This is a genomic window from Niveibacterium sp. COAC-50, from assembly GCF_013184235.1.
GTDB classification, from domain to species: domain Bacteria; phylum Pseudomonadota; class Gammaproteobacteria; order Burkholderiales; family Rhodocyclaceae; genus Niveibacterium; species Niveibacterium microcysteis.
Map to the genome: position 1 here is coordinate 604,912 of NZ_JABCJM010000001.1, position 16,991 is coordinate 621,902.

General features: G+C 63.0%; 17 protein-coding genes and 3 tRNA genes. 10 read left to right on the forward strand and 10 right to left on the reverse strand.

Annotated features, from left to right (window positions below; all coding sequences use genetic code 11):
* Positions 1–32: 32 nt before the first annotated feature.
* From nagZ to HH302_RS02810, 8 genes are all read left to right on the forward strand, one after another.
* The gene (gene nagZ / locus HH302_RS02775; protein ID WP_253945979.1) at positions 33–1,079 is read left to right on the forward strand and encodes a beta-N-acetylhexosaminidase; all 1,047 of its coding nucleotides are present in this window, start codon (positions 33–35) and stop codon (positions 1,077–1,079) included.
* Positions 1,080–1,135: 56 nt separating this feature from the next.
* Complete coding sequence (gene uvrC / locus HH302_RS02780) at positions 1,136–2,878, forward strand: excinuclease ABC subunit UvrC (protein WP_216661799.1); 1,743 nt, start codon at positions 1,136–1,138, stop codon at positions 2,876–2,878.
* A 27-nt stretch (positions 2,879–2,905) separates the two neighbouring features.
* On the forward strand, positions 2,906–3,481 hold the full coding sequence (gene pgsA / locus HH302_RS02785; protein ID WP_172197917.1) for a CDP-diacylglycerol--glycerol-3-phosphate 3-phosphatidyltransferase: 576 nt from the start codon (positions 2,906–2,908) through the stop codon (positions 3,479–3,481).
* 39 nt (positions 3,482–3,520) lie between these two features.
* Positions 3,521–3,596, forward strand: a tRNA-Gly gene (locus HH302_RS02790).
* Positions 3,597–3,669: 73 nt separating this feature from the next.
* Positions 3,670–3,743, forward strand: a tRNA-Cys gene (locus HH302_RS02795).
* 8 nt (positions 3,744–3,751) lie between these two features.
* Positions 3,752–3,827: transfer RNA gene (locus HH302_RS02800), tRNA-Gly, on the forward strand.
* A 135-nt stretch (positions 3,828–3,962) separates the two neighbouring features.
* Positions 3,963–4,328 (forward strand): hypothetical protein, encoded by a 366-nt coding sequence (locus HH302_RS02805; RefSeq protein WP_172197920.1) that lies wholly within the window; start codon positions 3,963–3,965, stop codon positions 4,326–4,328.
* Complete coding sequence (locus HH302_RS02810) at positions 4,310–4,753, forward strand: hypothetical protein (RefSeq protein WP_172197923.1); 444 nt, start codon at positions 4,310–4,312, stop codon at positions 4,751–4,753. The genes HH302_RS02805 and HH302_RS02810 overlap by 19 nt, the downstream gene beginning before the upstream one ends.
* A 52-nt stretch (positions 4,754–4,805) precedes the next feature.
* Here HH302_RS02810 and minE read toward each other — a convergent pair whose 3' ends face one another.
* From minE to HH302_RS22680, 5 genes are all read right to left on the reverse strand, one after another.
* Positions 4,806–5,078, reverse strand: a complete 273-nt coding sequence (gene minE, locus HH302_RS02815) for a cell division topological specificity factor MinE (protein WP_172197926.1) — start codon at positions 5,076–5,078, stop codon at positions 4,806–4,808.
* A 1-nt stretch (position 5,079) separates the two neighbouring features.
* Entirely contained in the window at positions 5,080–5,895 is an 816-nt protein-coding gene (minD, locus tag HH302_RS02820; protein WP_172200651.1) for a septum site-determining protein MinD, read from the reverse strand.
* 54 nt (positions 5,896–5,949) lie between these two features.
* Positions 5,950–6,741, reverse strand: coding sequence for a septum site-determining protein MinC (minC, locus tag HH302_RS02825; protein ID WP_371814552.1), 792 nt, complete (start codon positions 6,739–6,741; stop codon positions 5,950–5,952).
* A gap of 76 nt (positions 6,742–6,817) precedes the next feature.
* On the reverse strand, positions 6,818–7,669 hold the full coding sequence (locus tag HH302_RS02830) for an Hsp33 family molecular chaperone HslO (RefSeq protein ID WP_172197929.1): 852 nt from the start codon (positions 7,667–7,669) through the stop codon (positions 6,818–6,820).
* Positions 7,670–7,671: 2 nt separating this feature from the next.
* On the reverse strand, positions 7,672–8,226 hold the full coding sequence (locus tag HH302_RS22680) for an ArsC family reductase (protein WP_371814553.1): 555 nt from the start codon (positions 8,224–8,226) through the stop codon (positions 7,672–7,674).
* A gap of 33 nt (positions 8,227–8,259) precedes the next feature.
* Here HH302_RS22680 and HH302_RS02840 point away from each other — a divergent pair, with 33 nt between their 5' ends.
* The gene (locus HH302_RS02840; protein ID WP_172197932.1) at positions 8,260–8,466 is read left to right on the forward strand and encodes a cold-shock protein; all 207 of its coding nucleotides are present in this window, start codon (positions 8,260–8,262) and stop codon (positions 8,464–8,466) included.
* Between the two features lie 112 nt (positions 8,467–8,578).
* Here the strand turns inward: HH302_RS02840 and HH302_RS02845 are convergent, their stop codons facing one another.
* Positions 8,579–9,427, reverse strand: coding sequence for a 23S rRNA (adenine(2030)-N(6))-methyltransferase RlmJ (locus HH302_RS02845; protein ID WP_172197935.1), 849 nt, complete (start codon positions 9,425–9,427; stop codon positions 8,579–8,581).
* 93 nt (positions 9,428–9,520) lie between these two features.
* Positions 9,521–11,836, reverse strand: a complete 2,316-nt coding sequence (locus tag HH302_RS02850; RefSeq protein ID WP_172197938.1) for a Tex family protein — start codon at positions 11,834–11,836, stop codon at positions 9,521–9,523.
* 163 nt (positions 11,837–11,999) lie between these two features.
* Here HH302_RS02850 and HH302_RS02855 point away from each other — a divergent pair, with 163 nt between their 5' ends.
* On the forward strand, positions 12,000–12,653 hold the full coding sequence (locus HH302_RS02855) for a hypothetical protein (RefSeq protein ID WP_172197941.1): 654 nt from the start codon (positions 12,000–12,002) through the stop codon (positions 12,651–12,653).
* A 13-nt stretch (positions 12,654–12,666) separates the two neighbouring features.
* Here HH302_RS02855 and HH302_RS02860 read toward each other — a convergent pair whose 3' ends face one another.
* From HH302_RS02860 to HH302_RS02870, 3 genes are all read right to left on the reverse strand, one after another.
* Positions 12,667–14,331 carry a methyl-accepting chemotaxis protein gene (locus HH302_RS02860; RefSeq protein ID WP_172197944.1) on the reverse strand — a complete coding sequence of 555 codons (1,665 nt, stop codon included), beginning with the start codon at positions 14,329–14,331 and terminating at the stop codon, positions 12,667–12,669.
* A gap of 42 nt (positions 14,332–14,373) precedes the next feature.
* The gene (locus tag HH302_RS02865) at positions 14,374–16,038 is read right to left on the reverse strand and encodes a methyl-accepting chemotaxis protein (protein WP_172197947.1); all 1,665 of its coding nucleotides are present in this window, start codon (positions 16,036–16,038) and stop codon (positions 14,374–14,376) included.
* A gap of 89 nt (positions 16,039–16,127) precedes the next feature.
* Positions 16,128–16,991 (reverse strand): tetratricopeptide repeat protein, encoded by an 864-nt coding sequence (locus HH302_RS02870; protein WP_172197951.1) that lies wholly within the window; start codon positions 16,989–16,991, stop codon positions 16,128–16,130.

Sequence of the window (16,991 nt, forward strand, 5' to 3'; positions counted from 1 at the left end):
CCGGACGAAGTCCAAGTTTTAGGAAGCGCGCAATGAGTCCGCTGCAAATACCTCTCGGCCCGGTGATGTGCGATGTCGCCGCGTATTCGCTGACCGGAGCTGAGCGCGAACGCCTCAAGCATCCGCTGGTCGGTGGCGTGATCCTCTTCGCGCGCAACTTCGAGTCGCCCGAGCAACTCACGGCGTTGACCCAGGAAATCCACGCGCTGCGCTCTCCGGCCTTGATCATCGCGGTCGATCACGAGGGCGGTCGTGTCCAGCGCTTTCGGAGCGGCTTTACCCGCTTGCCCCCGATGCGTGCACTGGGGGCGGCCTGGACGCTTGATCACGTGCGTGGCCTAGAGCTCGCGCGCCATACCGGCTACGTGCTGGCCGCGGAGTTGCGCGCCCACGGCGTCGACCTGAGTTTTACCCCCGTGCTCGACCTTGACTACGGCCGCAGCGCGGTGGTCGGCGATCGCGCATTCTCAGGCGATCCGGCTGTTGCCGCGTCGCTCGCGCAGGCCCTTGTCGCTGGCCTGCGCGAGGCCGGCATGGGGGCGGTCGGCAAGCACTTCCCCGGCCACGGATGGGCCGAAGCGGACTCGCATGTCGCGATGCCTCGCGACGAACGCAGCTTCGAAGCCATATGGGAGCAGGACATCGCGCCCTACCGTCATCGCCTGGGTCGCCAATTGGCCGGCGTGATGCCAGCCCACGTGGTGTATGAACAGGTCGACCCGGAGCCGGCTGGGTTCTCGCGCTACTGGCTGCAGACCATCTTGCGCGAGCGGCTCGGATTCGATGGCGTGATTTTTTCGGACGATCTGACGATGGAAGGGGCGACCCTGGCCGGCGATATTGTTGCTCGCGCATCGGCCGCACACGCGGCGGGCTGCGACATGGTCCTCGTCTGCAATCGGCCGGATCTGGCGGACGCATTGCTCGCCAAGTGGCAACCTCAGGCGTCCGCGCGCAGTGCGGCACGCATCGACGCCTTGCGGCCCGCGATGGCGATCGATCCGTTCGCACTGGCGGTCGAGGCTCGCTATGTCGATGCGCAGCGCGCGGTCAGTGACCTCGTCGCAAGTCTGACGTGAGTTTCGACGCACGCGAATTTCTGCGGACGCTGCCTGACGCGCCCGGCGTCTACCGCATGATTGGTGTGGACGAGGAGGTGCTCTACGTCGGCAAGGCGAAGAACCTCAAGCGGCGTGTATCGAGTTACTTCCAGAAGAACCACACCAGTCCGCGTATCGCGCTGATGGTGACGCGGATCGAGCGCGTCGATACAACGGTCGTGCGCTCCGAGACCGAGGCGCTGATCCTCGAAAACAATCTCATCAAATCGCTCAAGCCGCGCTACAACATCCTGTTCCGCGACGACAAGAGCTATCCCTACATCATGCTCAGCGGCGATGCCTTCCCCCGCATCGCCTACTACCGTGGTGCCTTTGCAAAGGGCTCCCGTTACTTTGGGCCGTTCCCCAGTTCCTGGGCAGCGCGCGAGAGTGTCGCGCTGATCCAGCGCATGTTCCGTCTGCGCACCTGCGAAGAGAGCGTGTTCGCCAATCGCTCCCGTCCGTGCCTGCTCCACCAGATCAAGCGCTGCACCGCGCCGTGCGTCGATCTGGTTTCACCGGAGGACTATGCGCTTGATGTACGCATGGCGACGCTGTTCCTCGAAGGGCGTCACGGCGAAATCGTCGATCAGCTTGGTGTGCAGATGCAGCAGGCGGCCGAGCGTTTCGCCTACGAAGAGGCGGCGTTCTTTCGCGACCAGATCCGCGCCTTGCAGACGGTGTTGCATAAACAGTTTGTCGACTCGGGGCGCGACGAGGACGTCGATATCGTGGTGGCTGTTGAGGTAGCCGGCGTGGTCTGTGTGAACCTCGCGATGGTACGGGGCGGCCGCCATCTCGGAGACCGACCGCAATTTCCGCTCGCAGGGGAGGGGCTCGGCGCAGCCGATGCCCTGCTGGCTTTCATTGAGCAGCACTATCAGGAACATCCGGCGCCGACGCGTCTTGTGCTCGTCGGCGCACCGCTTGACGAGGCTCGCCATCTGATCGACGAGACGCTGGATCTGCGGATGGGCGTTGTCGCACCACGCTTTGAGGCCGAGAAGGCGTGGGCCGACATGGCGGATCAGAATGCGCGTCTGGCGATCGAGGTGCGGCTGCGGGAGTCCGGCCGTGTGACGGACCAGTTGGAAGCGTTGCGTACTGCGCTCGATCTGCAGGACCCTCCACAGCGCATCGAGTGCTTCGACATCAGCCACACCATGGGTGAAGCAACTGTCGCATCGTGTGTCGTGTGGGAAGGCGGCGGCATGAAGAAGTCCGAGTACCGTCGCTTCAACATCAGCGGTATTGAACCAGGTGATGACTACGGTGCGATGCGACAGGCACTCACGCGACGCTATGGCAAGGTTGCCGCGGGTGAGGGCGTTCGTCCGGATCTGATCCTGATCGACGGTGGCAAGGGCCAGGTTGGCGTGGCGCACGAGGTGCTCGTCGAGCTCGGGCTTGAATCCATTGCCATGCTCGGCGTGGCCAAGGGCGAGGCACGCAAAGCTGGCCTTGAGCAGCTCGTCTTTGCCGATGGGCGAGAGCCGCTGGTACTTGGCGGTGAACATGCAGGCCTGCATTTGATCCAGACCGTCCGTGATGAGGCGCACCGTTTTGCGATCACGGGCATGCGTGCTCGCCGTGCCAAGACCCGGATCGGATCGCGACTGGACGATATCCCCGGAATCGGGCCGACTCGCCGCAAGAAGCTGATCGAAACCTTCGGCGGTCTTGCTGGCGTCAAGAACGCAACGGTCGAAGATTTGTGCCGCGTGGCGGGCGTGAATCGAAAACTCGCTGAAGCGATCTACAATGCGCTACGCGACTGATATCGAGCCGCTACACGATCCTTATCCATGCAGCCAAATATCCCAAACACTCTTACTTGGGCACGAATTGTCCTGATTCCGTTGTTTGTCGGCGTCTTCTACCTGCCCGCGAGCTGGCTGGGGCTGGCTGACAAGAATCTCTGGGCCTGTGTCATGTTCGTACTGGCGGCCGTGACCGATTGGTTCGACGGCTACCTGGCGCGCAAGTTGGGCCAGACCTCCGCATTTGGCGCTTTTCTGGATCCGGTGGCTGACAAACTGATGGTGGGCGCCGCCTTGGTGATGCTGGTCGAGCTTGGGCGCGTTGATGCGCTGATCGCCTTTGTCATCATCGGTCGCGAGATTACGATCTCGGCGCTGCGTGAGTGGATGGCGCAGGTGGGGGCGTCGCGCAGTGTCGCTGTGTCCTTCATCGGCAAGCTCAAGACCACCGCCCAGATGATTGCGATCCCGGTCTTGTTGTACGACGGCACGCTGCTCGGTGTTCATGTGCGCCAAACTGGCACGGTACTGATCTGGGTTGCGGCGGTTTTGACCCTGTGGTCAATGGGTTACTACCTCAAGCGCGCCGCTGTCGCGTTATCGGAAGTTGAAAAGAGTTGACGCTGAGAGATTTCAGGCTATAATGCATCTCTCTGCGACGCGGGAGTAGCTCAGTTGGTAGAGCGCAACCTTGCCAAGGTTGAGGTCGCGAGTTCGAGACTCGTCTCCCGCTCCAGCCCAATTCAGGGGGAAAGCCTGGTGCTTTCCCCTTTTAGTTGAGCTGCGGGTCGTCAGGTTGATCCGCACACGGCGCGGTAGCAAAGCGGTTATGCACCGGATTGCAAATCCGTGTAGGTCGGTTCGACTCCGGCCCGCGCCTCCAGAAAATTTGCGGGAGTAGCTCAGTTGGTAGAGCGCAACCTTGCCAAGGTTGAGGTCGCGAGTTCGAGACTCGTCTCCCGCTCCAGTAGTAAGAAAAGGGAAGGCTTGATGCCTTCCCTTTTTGTTTTTGGGCGTTCTGTTCGCTACGGTTAGGTCGTACCCGGCGCAGGGCTCCGGTAGAATCCCGCAGGTCAAGCGCAGAGCGGTTCTGGAGGGTGTGATGGTTCGCCGTCGAATTCAGTTTCTTGTTGCAATGATCGTCGCCGCGTTCGCTTCATCGTCTGCGCACGCATTCAACATGCAGTTTGCAAGCGATACACCGATCGCGAATTTCAGCAGTGAGGATCGTGCGAAGCACGAAGCCATGCTGACCGAGTTGCTTGAAAGCACGCCCGACGGCAAATCGGTGAGCTGGGCGACCGAATCGACCCGTTCAGGCGGGCAGGGGGTGGCGCTTCGAACGCTCAAGCGCCAAGGCAAAACCTGTCGCGATATACAGATCAAGACCTACTACCGCGCGCTGAAGGCGACAAACGGCCTGCGCGCATGTCGTGGAGAGGACGGAAAGTGGTCGCTGGAAAACTGATCGTTGCTGCGCTGCTTTGCGCGGCCGCCGTGGCCGCGCAAGCGGCGGATGTGAAGCTGCCGCAGACGCGGGAGGACTTCCGCAAGCTTGATGCGGCGGCAGCGCCTGCCGATTCGACGCGTCGTGGTGTGGTTCAGCGTGTAACCCCGGTCAAGACGACGAGCAAGGCGGCATCGCCCATGGATAACCAGGCGAACCGCACCAGCGCCGACATCATGTCGGATCGACCCTTGGTTGTGGCCCCGCAGGTCGGCAAGGGGAGCAAGGATGCAACGACCGCTGATACCACCAAGACCGAGTACCAGGTGGTGGTGCGTTGGGAGGATGGAACGGTTGGTGTCGTCCGCGAGGAGCGGGATCCCGGCCTCAAGAAGGGCGACGCAGTGGGTGTGATCGACGGCAAGCTGGTTCGCCTGGCGCGCTGACCGACACTAGGTCGAAATAGAAAACGCCGCGAATGCGGCGTTTTTCTTGTGCTTAGCGCGCTGCGCCGTGCTCGGGCAGCACGATGTTTACCTTGAGCGCTTCGTAGTTGTCCTGCTTCTCAAGCTGGACGGAAATATCGTTCGGATTCACCGTCACGTATTTCGAGATCACCGCGATCAAGTCTTTTTGCAGGTCTGGCAGGAAGTCCGGGCTCGAGGCGCTTTCATCCGAGCGCTGACGGGCGATGACGACCGTCAGGCGCTCGCGCGCGATGTCAGCGGGCCGGGGTTTCTTCTGGACGAAGAGATCGGACAGCCACGACATCTCAGGCACCTCCGAAGAAACGCTTGAGCAGGCCCGGCTTCTCGTAGGCCACGAAGCGCAGTTCGCGTTGCTCGCCGAGGAAGCGTGCGACGACGTCTTGGTAGGCCTCGGCGACATCGGTGTTTTTCAAGTGGATCGAAGGGATGCCCTGGTTCGATGCCTGCAGCACGACCTCCGACTCAGGGATCACGCCCAGCAGCGGCACGCGCAGAAGTTCCTGCACGTCCTTGTAGGAGAGCATTTCACCTTCTTCCACGCGCTTGGGCGAGTAGCGGGTGACGATCAGATGTTCCTTGACCGGCTCGCGCCCCTCTTTTGCGCGACGGCTCTTGCTCTGCAGGATGCCGAGGATGCGATCGGAGTCGCGGATCGATGAAACTTCTGGGTTGGTGACGACCAAGGCTTCGTCGGCAAACGTCAGCGACATCACTGCGCCATGCTCGATACCGGCCGGCGAATCGCAAACCGCATAGTCGAAGCCGAGGTGCTCAAGATCCTTCAGCACCTTTTCGACGCCTTCCTCAGTCAGCGCATCCTTGTCGCGAGTCTGCGAAGCCGGAAGAACGTAGAGGTTCTCGCAGTGCTTGTCCTTGATGAGCGCCTGATTCAGGTTTGCTTCGCCGTTGACCACATTGATCAGGTCGTACACCACGCGGCGTTCGCAGCCCATGATCAGGTCGAGGTTGCGCAGGCCGACGTCGAAGTCGATCACGGCCGTCTTGAAGCCGCGCAGCGCCAGGCCGGAGGACACCGAGGCCGAGGTGGTGGTCTTGCCAACCCCACCTTTGCCAGAAGTCACCACGATGATTTTCACGATCTCCCCTTCAATTCAACGTCATTCATTTTTCTGGATGGTAATGCGGCGGGCTGCTCAGCTCAGCTGCAACGGGTCGAGACGCAACTGCGCCTTGTCGCCCTCGCCGGTCAATGTGATCAGTGCGGCACGGCCAGCAACCTCTTCGGGCAGGCCGCGCTCGAATGTGCGGAACACCCCGGCGATCGAGACGAGCTCGGCGCCGAGAGAAGTCGTGAAGATGCGCGCTTGATGGTCCCCTTGCGCGCCAGCTATCGCACGCCCCCGCAGCGGGCCGTAACAGTGGATGTTGCCGTCGGCAATGACCTCCGCACCGTTGCTCACGCCGCCAATCACCACAAGATCAGCGCCGCGCGCATAGATCTGCTGGCCAGAGCGCAACGGACGGTCAATCACCATTGTGCGTCCGGCCGACACCGTGGGCGATTCGGCCTTTGGCGGTGCGGCAGGGGCAGGTGCTTCGGGCGGGGCTGCATCGAGCGTGCTAACGCGGCTGGCGGCCGACGAGGGTTTGCCGGCATCGGGCGGCAGCACTGCCAACCCAGCCTTGCGGGCGCCATCTGCATGCTGCTCCGGCGCGCCGCGAACCGCCACCGGCTGAAGGCCGTAACGCCGCAGCAGGCTTGCCACGCCGGCCCAGTCCATGCGTTCGGGCAAGGATGTGCCGGAAACATCGATGACGGTCGGCTCGCCGGCGAAGAATTCGCCCATGCCGCCCAGCATCGCGTGCATGGCATCGGCGAGCTTCATCACGTTGGGATCCCGCACCACGGCCGTCATGGCCTGGAGCGTTCCGCCCTTGAATTCAATCGTTTTGCCGTTGCTGCGATTGGCCTGCATGCCTGTCATGTACCGGTAATTTTGCGCAAAGTTTACCATCGCCCCCGGCCTGCGCCGGCGGAAATGCTGCTGTCTGTTGAATCTGTCAATGCAGGTTCGGCGGCGGGGTGTCGAAGAGCGCCCTCGCCTCGTCTGCGCTAAAGCGGTATTCGTGGTTCGACAGGTCGTCGGAGACCACCACTTCGCCGTGATCCGCGAGCAGGCTCTCGATCTCTTCCCGCCCGAGGGCGCGCAGCGTCGCACTGATTTTTTCCCGGTCGGGCGGATAGTCATGCCGAACGGGTTTGGGTTCGAACACCCGCAGCGTTTCTTCGTGGAAGAGGCGCTGAAGCAATACCGACGCATCGAGCGACAGCAACTCGCCTGGCGTGACGGTTTGGGCGAGGCCGTGAACGCGGCGCCAGCCATCGGCATCCTTCTCGTCCGCCGCGGGAAGCTTCTGCAGGAACAAGCCTGCCGCGTTATCGCCGTCGGCAGCGAGGAATAGGGCGGCGGGCGCCTGCTCCGACTGCTGCAGATAGTGTTCGAATACCGCCGCGATGGTTTCGCCTTCGAGCGGCACATAGCTTTGGTAGGGCTGTTGCATGCCTTCCACATCAAGCGAAAGCAAAAGCCGGCCGTCGCCCAGCAGTTCGCTGATCGAATTGCCGACGATAGGCCCTTCGGACTTTGCGAAACCGCGCAGGTTGAGTGTTTCGGAGCAATCGATCACCAACAGTGATACCGCGCCGTGGCCGGATAGCTGGAAGGTGATCCGGCCAGGGGTCTTGAGATTGCCGGCAATGATCGCCGTGACCGCGGCCATTTCGCCGAGCAATGAACGAACTGCAGGCGGGTAGTCACGGTTGCGCTGGATTTGGCGCCACACCGGCCCTAATTGAACGAGGGCTCCGCGAACGTCGAGATCCTCGAATAGAAAGCGCTGGATAAGGTCCATCTTCAATCCTTCAGGGCTTGTGCGAACGCGGTTTCATCAAGGCCCACCAGCAGGGTTCGCCCGCCACTGATAACTGGGCGCTTGATCAGGCTTGGCTTTGCAACCATCAAGTCAATTGCCTTTGCTTCGTCGACGTCTTTCTTGTCGGAGGGGTCGAGGCCGCGCCAGGTCAGGCCCTGCGTGTTCAGTAGCTTCTGCCAACCGACCTGATTGGCCCACGCCTGCAGCGTCGCTGCATCGATGCCGGATTTCTTGTAGTCGTGAAAGGCGTAATCGACGTGGTTGGCGGCCAGCCAGTCGAACGCCTTCTTCATGCTGTTGCAGTTCTTGATGCCGTAGATCGTGATCACGTGAGTGCGCAGGGTCGGGAAGAAAATCACGCAATTATCGCTGATCGGGCGTAAACAGTTGCCGTTTCGGCCGTAGTGCATCCATAATGATTCGAGCAGGATTTCCAGGTTCTTGAATTGCGCGTGACCCAGCCGTCCCCAAAACGGTGAATGTTCGTCGGCTTTGCCTCCCTGAATTCCGTGCCAACGGGGCCGCCAGCCCCACAAAATAGTTATTTTTCGATTCGAGGACGCATCGACATGGCAACTGGTATCGTCAAGTGGTTCAATGACTCCAAAGGTTTCGGCTTCATCACCCCCGATGGTGGTGGCGACGACCTCTTTGCCCACTTCTCCGCAATTCAGTCGAAGGGTTTCCGCACCCTGGCTGAAAACCAACGCGTGACTTTCGACATCGTCGAAGGCCCGAAGGGCAAGCAGGCAGCGAACATCCGCCCGACCGAGTAAGTTGTTGCGGACTCGCAATGAGAAACGCCCGGCTTGCCGGGCGTTTTGCTTTTCTCGGCCGCAAACTGCTCGGCGCCCGCTGCGAACGTCGTCGTTCTGAATCTCGTACGGACTATTCCGCGCAGCCGGTTTCGAGTTGATAGCGGGCGTGGGTGTCCTGGGCCAGTTTGCCGACGAGCCAGGGCATCGTTTGCTTCAGCGTGTCGGCCAAGGTCCATGGCGGATTCAGCACGACGAGGCCGCTGCCATGCATGCCCAGCCCGCTCAGCGCGGGCTTATGTACCGACAGCGTGACATGCAGCCAGGACTTGGCGCGTAGTTCCTTGAGCTGCCGTGGCAATTCGTGGCATTCGGGCCGTTGCAGCAGGGGATACCAGACCGCATAGGTGCCGGTGGCGAAGCGTTGCAGGGCGTCCTGCAGCGTGCTGACGACGGTGCGGTAGTCGCTCTTGACCTCGTAGGGCGGATCGATCAGGACTAGGGCACGGCGCGGCGGCGGCGGCAGGAAGGCCTTCAGCCCCTTGAAGCCGTCCGCGCGATCGACGATCAACTGCTTGGCGAGGGGCTCGAAATTCTCGGCCAGCAGGTCCGCGTCGGCGGGATGCAGTTCGAAGAGCCGCATGCGGTCCTGCTCGCGCATCAGTTCGGCGGCGAACCATGGGGAGCCTGGGTAGTGCTTGAGCGCACCCGGGCCATTGAAGCGGCGCACCAGATCAATGTAGGCGCCGAGGGCTGGCGGCAGATCGGGTGCGTCGATGATGCGCGCGATGCCACTCTCGAACTCGGCGTTCTGCGCCGCATAGCCACGATCCAGCTCGTAAGCGCCCGCGCCGGCGTGGGTGTCGATATACCACCAGGCTTTCTCTTTCTGGTTCAGGTAGCGCAGCAATTCGACTTCGACGAAATGCTTGAGCACGTCGGCGTGGTTGCCGGCGTGGAAGGCATGGCGATAACTCAGCATGGGGTGGCTCCGGGCGTGTCGGCCCGTTCATTTTAGGTGACGCAGGCCGGGCGGCGGGAACCGCCCGGCGGGGCTTGGCGTGCGCAGTGCCGATCAGCGCTTCAGCGCCTTGGCAAAGGCGCTTGCGAAGGCGTTGGCGGGCGCGGTTTTGTCGTCGCGCCGTGGTGCGCGCGCCGGCGTGGTGTTACGGCGATCACCACTGTCGGGCTTGCGGCCGGCATGGACTTCGTCTGCAAGCCGCATGGTCAGCGCGATGCGCTTGCGCGCAACATCGACCTCCAGCACCTTCACCTTGACGATGTCCCCAGCCTTCACGACTTCCGCGGGGTCCTTGACGAACTTGTTCGAGAGCGCGGAGACGTGCACCAGACCGTCCTGATGCACGCCGATGTCCACGAAGGCGCCGAAGTTGGTGACGTTGGTCACGACGCCTTCGAGCATCATGCCGGGAACGAGATCCTTCAGATCTTCGACGCCGTCGCGGAAGCTGGCGGTCTTGAACTCCGGGCGTGGGTCGCGGCCCGGCTTGTCGAGTTCCTTCAGGATGTCCTGCACGGTGGGCAGGCCGAAACGCTCGTCGGTGTAGCGCGCCGGCTGAAGCGAGCGGATGAAGCTCGCGTCGCCCATGATCTCGCGCACGTTGCGTTGCACGTCGGCGAGGATGCGCTCGACCACCGGATAGGCTTCCGGGTGTACCGCCGAGGCATCGAGCGGGTTGTCGCCGTTCATCACGCGCAGGAAGCCGGCGCACTGCTCGAAGGTTTTTTCACCTAGTCGCGGCACGGCCTTGAGCGACGCGCGGTTGCGGAAAGCGCCATGCGCGTCTCGGTGGGCGACGATGTTCTGCGCCAAGGTCGTGTTGAGGCCGGAGATGCGCGTCAGCAGTGCGGCGGATGCGGTGTTCACATCAACACCGACGGCGTTCACACAATCCTCCACCACCGCGTCGAGCGACTTGGCGAGGCGCGATTGGTTGACGTCGTGCTGGTACTGGCCGACGCCGATCGATTTTGGATCGATCTTGACCAGTTCGGCGAGCGGATCCTGCAGGCGGCGTGCGATCGACACGGCGCCGCGCAAGCTCACGTCGAGTTGCGGGAATTCCTTGGCCGCCAGCTCCGAGGCCGAGTACACCGATGCGCCGGCCTCAGACACGACGATCTTCGTCATGTGCAGTTCCGGCAGTTGCTTGACCAGATCGCCTGCGAGCTTGTCGGTCTCGCGGCTGGCAGTGCCGTTGCCGATCGCGATGAGTTGCACGTTGTGCTTCTTCGCCAGCAAGGCCAGCGTATGCAGCGCGCCATCCCAATCGCGGCGCGGCTCGTGCGGGTAGATCGTGGCGGTGTCGAGCAGCTTGCCGGTGGCGTCGACTACCGCGACCTTCACGCCGGTGCGCAGGCCCGGGTCGAGGCCCATCGTGGCGCGCGGGCCGCCCGGTGCTGCGAGCAGCAGGTCCTTCAGGTTCTTTGCGAAGACGCGGATCGCTTCTTCCTCGGCCTTTTCGCGCAGCACGCCCATCAAGTCGAGCTCGATATGCAGCGAGAGCTTTACGCTCCAGGCCCAGCGCGCGGTTTCCACCAGCCAGCGGTCGGCCGCGCGGCCTTCGTTGCGGATGCCGGCCGCGCTCATGATGCGCCGCTCGCAGGGGTTGGGCTCGGCGAGGCGGGTGCCGTCCTGCGGGTCGGTGTCGAGCACCAGCTTCACGCGCAGGATGTCTTCGTTGCGGCCGCGGAAGAGGGCCAGCGCACGGTGCGAGGGGATGTCCTTGAGCGGCTCGCGGTAGTCGAAGTAGTCGCGGAACTTCGCGCCGTCGTTCTCCTTGCCTTCGACGACGTTGGAGACGACGACGCCATGCGCTTCGACGTACTCTCGCAGATTGCCGACCAGGCTCGCGTCTTCCGAGAAGCGCTCCATCAGGATCTGGCGTGCGCCGTCCAGCACCGCCTTGGTGTCGGCGAAGCCGGCCTCGGCGTTGAAGAAGCGCGCAGCCTCGGTTTCCGGCACCAGCGTCGGGTCTGCGAGCAGGGCGTCGGCCAGGGGTTCGATGCCTGCTTCGCGCGCAATCTGCGCCTTGGTGCGGCGCTTCTGCTTGTAAGGCAGGTAGAGGTCTTCCAGCCGCTGCTTGGTTTCCGCGTGTTCAATCTCGTCGCGCAGCGCAGGCGTCAGCTTGCCTTGTTCGTCGATGCTGGCGATGACCGCGGCGCGGCGGTCTTCCAGTTCGCGCAAGTAGCCCAGGCGCTCTTCCAGCGTGCGCAGCTGTGTGTCATCGAGCCCGCCAGTGACTTCCTTACGGTAGCGGGCGATAAAGGGCACGGTGGCGCCGGCGTCGAGCAGTTCTACGGCCGCGACGACTTGGCGCGGATGGGCGCCGAGTTCGGTGGCGAGGCGGGATTCAATAGGCGGAAGCATGGGGATGTGCTGCAGAAAAACGGAAGGCGCGGACTATGGCCGAAAGCGGGGTCGGCTTCAAGCGTGTCGGGATGTGTCGCGCGGCGAGGGGCAAAACGGGGCTGCGGTAGAATGCTGGACTCGACTCAACCCAGAACGGGCCCGGCGCCCGGCAAGGTCACGCGTGAGCTCCAACCGTACCCCCCGTTTCCGGATTGCCTCAAGCCTGCTGGGCTTGGTGATCCTGTGCGCAGCCGGTCTGCCGAACGCAGCCAGCGCGACCACCAGCAAATCGCACGCCAAGAAGCCGACGACCAGTGCATCGGCGAAATCCTCAAGCAAGAAATCGACGGCGTCCAAATCGACTGCCGGAAAAACAACCGCGAGCAAGTCGAAATCGAGCAAAGCCACTGGTTCGAAAGCCAAAGTCTGCTACGAGACGGTCAAGCGCAAAGGCAAGTCGGTCAAGGTCAAAAAGCCGTGCGGTGAGCCGGCCGAGACGCTGGTGACCAAGAGCCCGATCAATGCGCGTTCGCTGGAGAGTTCCGGCACGCCACTCGAGGGTTCGCCTCTGAAGGCGCGCTCCGCACCGATTCGCGCTTATGCGGTGGATGGTTCGACCTTCTTCCACAACGGTCGCAAGATCGTGGTTGAGGGTTTGGGGCCTGAGGCCAGCGCTGGTTTGACGCATGAACACTCCGCCCAGCGTTTGCAGCGGCTGCTCGACGGTGGCACGGTCAGCATCGACCCGGTTGCGGCGGACGAAAATGGCGCGCTTCGCGCGCGTGTTCGCGTCGACGGACGCGATGTGGCCGACTTGATGCGGGCGCAGCCCTGAGCGTGCCACGCGCCTAGACGCGGAACCGGTTGGCCGCTTCGCGCAGGGCGCCGGCGAAGCGGTTGAGTTCCTCCGCCACGCGCGATGTCTCTTGCGCGGCTTGGCTGTTGTCCTCGCTCATCTGGGCAACGCTTTCGACCTTGCGGGCAATATCCTGCGCGGCGGCGCTCTGTTCGGTCAGTGCGGCCGAGATTTCGTTGATCGCAGCGCTGACGTGCGTGGCGGAACCCTGGATCGCATTCATCCTGTCCGCCGCCTGATCCGACAGACGCTTGCCGTCGAAGACCCGGGTTACGACCGAATCCATGCCGGCCACCGCATCGTGTGCCGAGCTTTGCATCGTCAGGACCATCTGGCTGATCTCTTCGGTCGCCTTGCGGGTACGTTCCGCCAGTTTGCGCACTTCGTCCGCCACGACCGCAAAGCCACGCCCCTGTTCTCCTGCCCGCGCCGCTTCGATCGCAGCGTTGAGCGCGAGCAGGTTGGTTTGGTCGGCAACTTCCTTGATCACCTGCATGATTCCGGAGATCTTGTCGGACTGACGCCCCAGGTCGTTGATCGTTTCGCCGGCGGTTTGCACCGTGCCGGCGATCTGATCCATCTCGCTGTTGGTCTGGGCGATGATGGTGGCGCCTGAGTCGGCGGCGCTGCCCGCCTCGTGCGCGCGGTGCTGCGCATCGTGTGTCGAGTCTGTGATGTGGTTGATCGAAACCGTCATTTCCTCGATCGCCGATGCCATGGCGGACGCGGATTCGCTCTGGCGCGACGAGGCTTCGGAGACCTGCTGTGCAGCGCCTGACGCGCGACCGGAAGCGTCAGCAATCCGCTCGGCGTTTACCAGCACCTCGCGCAACGAGCCTTGCATCTGCTCGACCAGTTGGTTGAATGCGGCGGCGGTCTGGCCGGTCTCATCGGTGGCGCGGACCTGTGCGCGCAGTGTGAAGTCACCGCTGCCCGCCACCGCGACGATGGTGCTGCGGATTGCGTCGAGCGAGCCGACCACCGCCCGCACGATCACGAAGGCCAGTGCCGTCAGAACGGCGATCGAGCCCAGGGCGATCAGCGCGCCGAAGGCGGAGAAGCGTGAAATCGTCGCGGCGGCGCCGTTGCGCGTTTCACCCATCCGGTTGAGGCTCAGGGTCTGCAGTTTGCCCAGATGCTCGCGCACCACGGCCGCAGCGGCCCGTTGGGTATCGATCAGCTTGTAGTAGGTCTCGAACAACTCGCGTTGCTTGACCGGCTGGTCGTTGGTGCTAAGGCTTGCGATGACTTCGTTGAGCGCGGCGTCCTGCTCGCGCCAGGCGTCAAACGGCTGTTTCAGCGCGGCCCAGGCCTTTTCTTCTTCTGGCCCGCGCGGGGCAGCGGCATAGGCCTTCCAGCCCGCGTCGATTTCCTTCCAGGCGCGGTCCTTGCTGGCCATGAGGTTCTTGAAGAACTCCTGCGCATACATGTCCTGCTCTTTGAGCGCGACCTCAAGGGTGGCCTCGATGACCTGGGCCTGGCCCGCGCGAACCTGCTGCAGGCCCACCAGGCCCGGCATCTGTTGCTGCGTGACGTCGGACAGCGTGCTGCCGATGGCGCGCAAGCCAACCCATCCGCCCACCGCAGCAACCACCACCGCAAGCACCGCGACCATCACCAGAATGCCAAGCCGGGTGCGGATGCTTAGGTTGCGCATGGCGCTGCTCCTATCGTGTGGGCGGGTTGGCTTCCTGGTTGCTCAAACCTTGAATCGCGAAGCGGCGTCGCGTAGCGCCGAGGCAAAGTTGTCCAGCTCTTGCGAGATGCGGGCCGTTTCCTGGGCGGCGTAGCTGTTGTCCTCGCTCATGCGGGCAACGTGTTCGACCTGGCGCGCGATGTCCTGCGCGGCGGCGCTCTGCTCGTTCAGGGCGGCAGAGATCTCGTTGATCGCCTCCGTTACCTGGCTGGCCGACCCTTGGATCTCGTTCATGCGGGCGGCCGCTTGATCGGACAACTCCTTGCCCTCGAAAACACGGCTGACGACCGAATCCATGCCGGTGACCGCGTTGCGGGCAGAGCCCTGCATCGTGACGACCATCTGGCTGATTTCTTCGGTTGCCTTGCGGGTACGCTCCGCGAGCTTGCGCACTTCGTCCGCCACCACCGCGAACCCGCGGCCTTGTTCGCCCGCCCGAGCGGCTTCGATCGCGGCGTTGAGTGCGAGCAGGTTGGTCTGGTCGGCGACTTCCTTGATCACCTGCATGATCCCGGAGATCTTGTCGGACTGGCGACCCAGGTCGTTGATCGTCTCGCCCGCGGTTTGCACCGTGCCCGCAATGTGATCCATCTCGCTGTTGGTCTGGGCGATGATGGTGGCGCCCGAATCGGCTGCGCTGCCGGCGTCGTGCGCACGGTGCTGCGCGTCGCGGGTGCTGTCGGTGATGTGGTTGATCGAGACGGTCATCTCTTCAATCGCCGAGGCCATCGCCGAAGCGGATTCGCTCTGGCTGGTGGAGGCGTCGGACACCTGCTGTGCCGCGTCGGATGCTTTGTGGGCAGCTTCCGAGATGTTCTGCGCGTTGCTCAGCACCTCGCGCAGCGATTCCTGCATCTGCTCGAGCAACTGGTTGAAGGCCTTGGCCGTCTGCCCGGTTTCGTCGTTGCTGGTGACGTCCGCGCGGATCGTGAAGTCGTTATTGGCAGCCACCGAAGTGATCGCGCGCCGCATCTTGTCGAGCGCGCCGGTGATGCTCTTGAAGAAGATCCAGCCGAGCGCCAGCAGCGTGGCAACGGCGATTGCAAACACCGTCAGCATCGCCCCGACGGCGGCTTTACGCGAGAGGGTGCCCGAGTCGCTGGCCTCTTTCGCATACTTGACGTTGAGCTCGACGAGCTTGTTCAGGTTGCGTTCGACGGCGTACTGGGCGTCCTTCCAGTCGGTGACATAGAAGTAGTACTTCTCGAACAGCTCGGCCTGGTGTTCGAACTCGGCGTTGTTGCCCAGATCGGTGATCACGGTGTTGAGCTTGACGTCGAAATCGCGCCAGCGTTTCAGGCCCGGTTCCAGTGTCTTCCAGGCTTTCTCTTCGTCTTCCGTACGTTTCTGGCTGGCATAGGCTTTCAGTGCCTTGTCGAGTGCCGCCGTGGCCTTTTCCTTGCGTTCAAGAATGTTCTTGAACTGGGAATTGGCGTACTTCTCCTTCTCCCAGGTAGCCGCTTCCAGCGTGTAGGCATACAGCGCGTACTGGTTGCTGCGCACATCGGAGAGCGCGATGACCGCGGGCAATTGCGTTTCGCCCAGTTGCGACATTGCGCTGCCGACCCGGCTAATGCCCACCCAGCCGGAAATGCCGACCAGCAGTAGCGTGCCGATCGAAATGAGAACCAGCAGACCAAGTTTGGCCTTGACGGTCAGGTTGCCCATGTGGGAGCTCCTCCAGCTTTCTGCTCTTGTTTATCCGGTGTGCCTGGTACGGCAGGCACTAACGGATAACGGCACCCACGGCGTGGTCTTTAGCGGTTCAGCGTTGAGGCCAATTCGGAACGGTAGCGGCGGACCAAGGCGTCATCGCTGATTGCGGCGAAAAGTTGCAGCATCATCAGCCGGCCGGCATCGTCCTCGAAGGTGCGGTCGCGCCGCACGATTTCCAGCAGTTGTGCGAGGGCGGGCTCATAGTCGCGGCGGGCGGACAGCAGGCGTGCAAGCGCCAGCCGCGCGCCCAGATCGGCCGGGTCTGCAGCGATGCGCGCCTCCAGTGCATCGCGCTCGGTTGTGTCGGGGGCACCGTCGAGCAGTGCGAGGCGGGCGCGCAATGCGGCCACGCGGTCCGGGTCGCGGGCCGGTTCGGTGACGTTGTCGAGCAGCAGGCGTGCGGTCGGCAGATCCGGCTCGTCCAGCAGGACATCCGCCAGGTCGAGGTAGCTCTCCTCGTCTCTCGGATCGACATCCAGCGCTTGCTCGAGCAGCGCACGGGCTTCGTCGAGGCGACCCTGCTCGCGTGCCGTGCGTGCTGCTTCGCGAAGCGGGGCGGCGGCCGACGGGAGCAGGCTTTGCACGAACGCGCGCAGCGTTGCTTCGGGCAGGGCGCCGGTGAACTCATCCACCACTTCGCCATTGACGACAGCCTTCACGTTCGGGATGCCTCGCACGCCAAAACGTTGCGCAAGCGCCACGTTCTCGTCCGAATTGATTTTGGCGAGCAGGAACTTGCCGCCGAACTCGGCCGCGAGCTTCTCGAGCATGGGCCCAAGCGCGCGGCAAGGGCCACACCAAGGCGCCCAGAAGTCCACCAACACGGGCACCTGCATCGATGCCGCGATCACGCGGTCTTCGAAATTCTCAAGCGTGACGTCGAAGACAAATTCGCTGCTGGCCAT

Coding starts and splice junctions, on each gene's coding strand:
- nagZ (WP_253945979.1), top strand. CDS start 33: ATGAGTCCGCTGCAAATACCTCTCGGCCCGGTGATGTGCGATGTCGCC.
- uvrC (WP_216661799.1), top strand. CDS start 1,136: ATGATTGGTGTGGACGAGGAGGTGCTCTACGTCGGCAAGGCGAAGAAC.
- pgsA (WP_172197917.1), top strand. CDS start 2,906: ATGCAGCCAAATATCCCAAACACTCTTACTTGGGCACGAATTGTCCTG.
- HH302_RS02805 (WP_172197920.1), top strand. CDS start 3,963: ATGGTTCGCCGTCGAATTCAGTTTCTTGTTGCAATGATCGTCGCCGCG.
- minE (WP_172197926.1), bottom strand. CDS start 5,078: ATGTCGTGGCTGTCCGATCTCTTCGTCCAGAAGAAACCCCGGCCCGCT.
- minC (WP_371814552.1), bottom strand. CDS start 6,741: ATGACAGGCATGCAGGCCAATCGCAGCAACGGCAAAACGATTGAATTC.
- HH302_RS02830 (WP_172197929.1), bottom strand. CDS start 7,669: ATGGACCTTATCCAGCGCTTTCTATTCGAGGATCTCGACGTTCGCGGA.
- HH302_RS02840 (WP_172197932.1), top strand. CDS start 8,260: ATGGCAACTGGTATCGTCAAGTGGTTCAATGACTCCAAAGGTTTCGGC.
- HH302_RS02845 (WP_172197935.1), bottom strand. CDS start 9,427: ATGCTGAGTTATCGCCATGCCTTCCACGCCGGCAACCACGCCGACGTG.
- HH302_RS02850 (WP_172197938.1), bottom strand. CDS start 11,836: ATGCTTCCGCCTATTGAATCCCGCCTCGCCACCGAACTCGGCGCCCAT.
- HH302_RS02860 (WP_172197944.1), bottom strand. CDS start 14,331: ATGCGCAACCTAAGCATCCGCACCCGGCTTGGCATTCTGGTGATGGTC.
- HH302_RS02865 (WP_172197947.1), bottom strand. CDS start 16,038: ATGGGCAACCTGACCGTCAAGGCCAAACTTGGTCTGCTGGTTCTCATT.
- HH302_RS02870 (WP_172197951.1), bottom strand. CDS start 16,991: ATGGCCAGCAGCGAATTTGTCTTCGACGTCACGCTTGAGAATTTCGAA.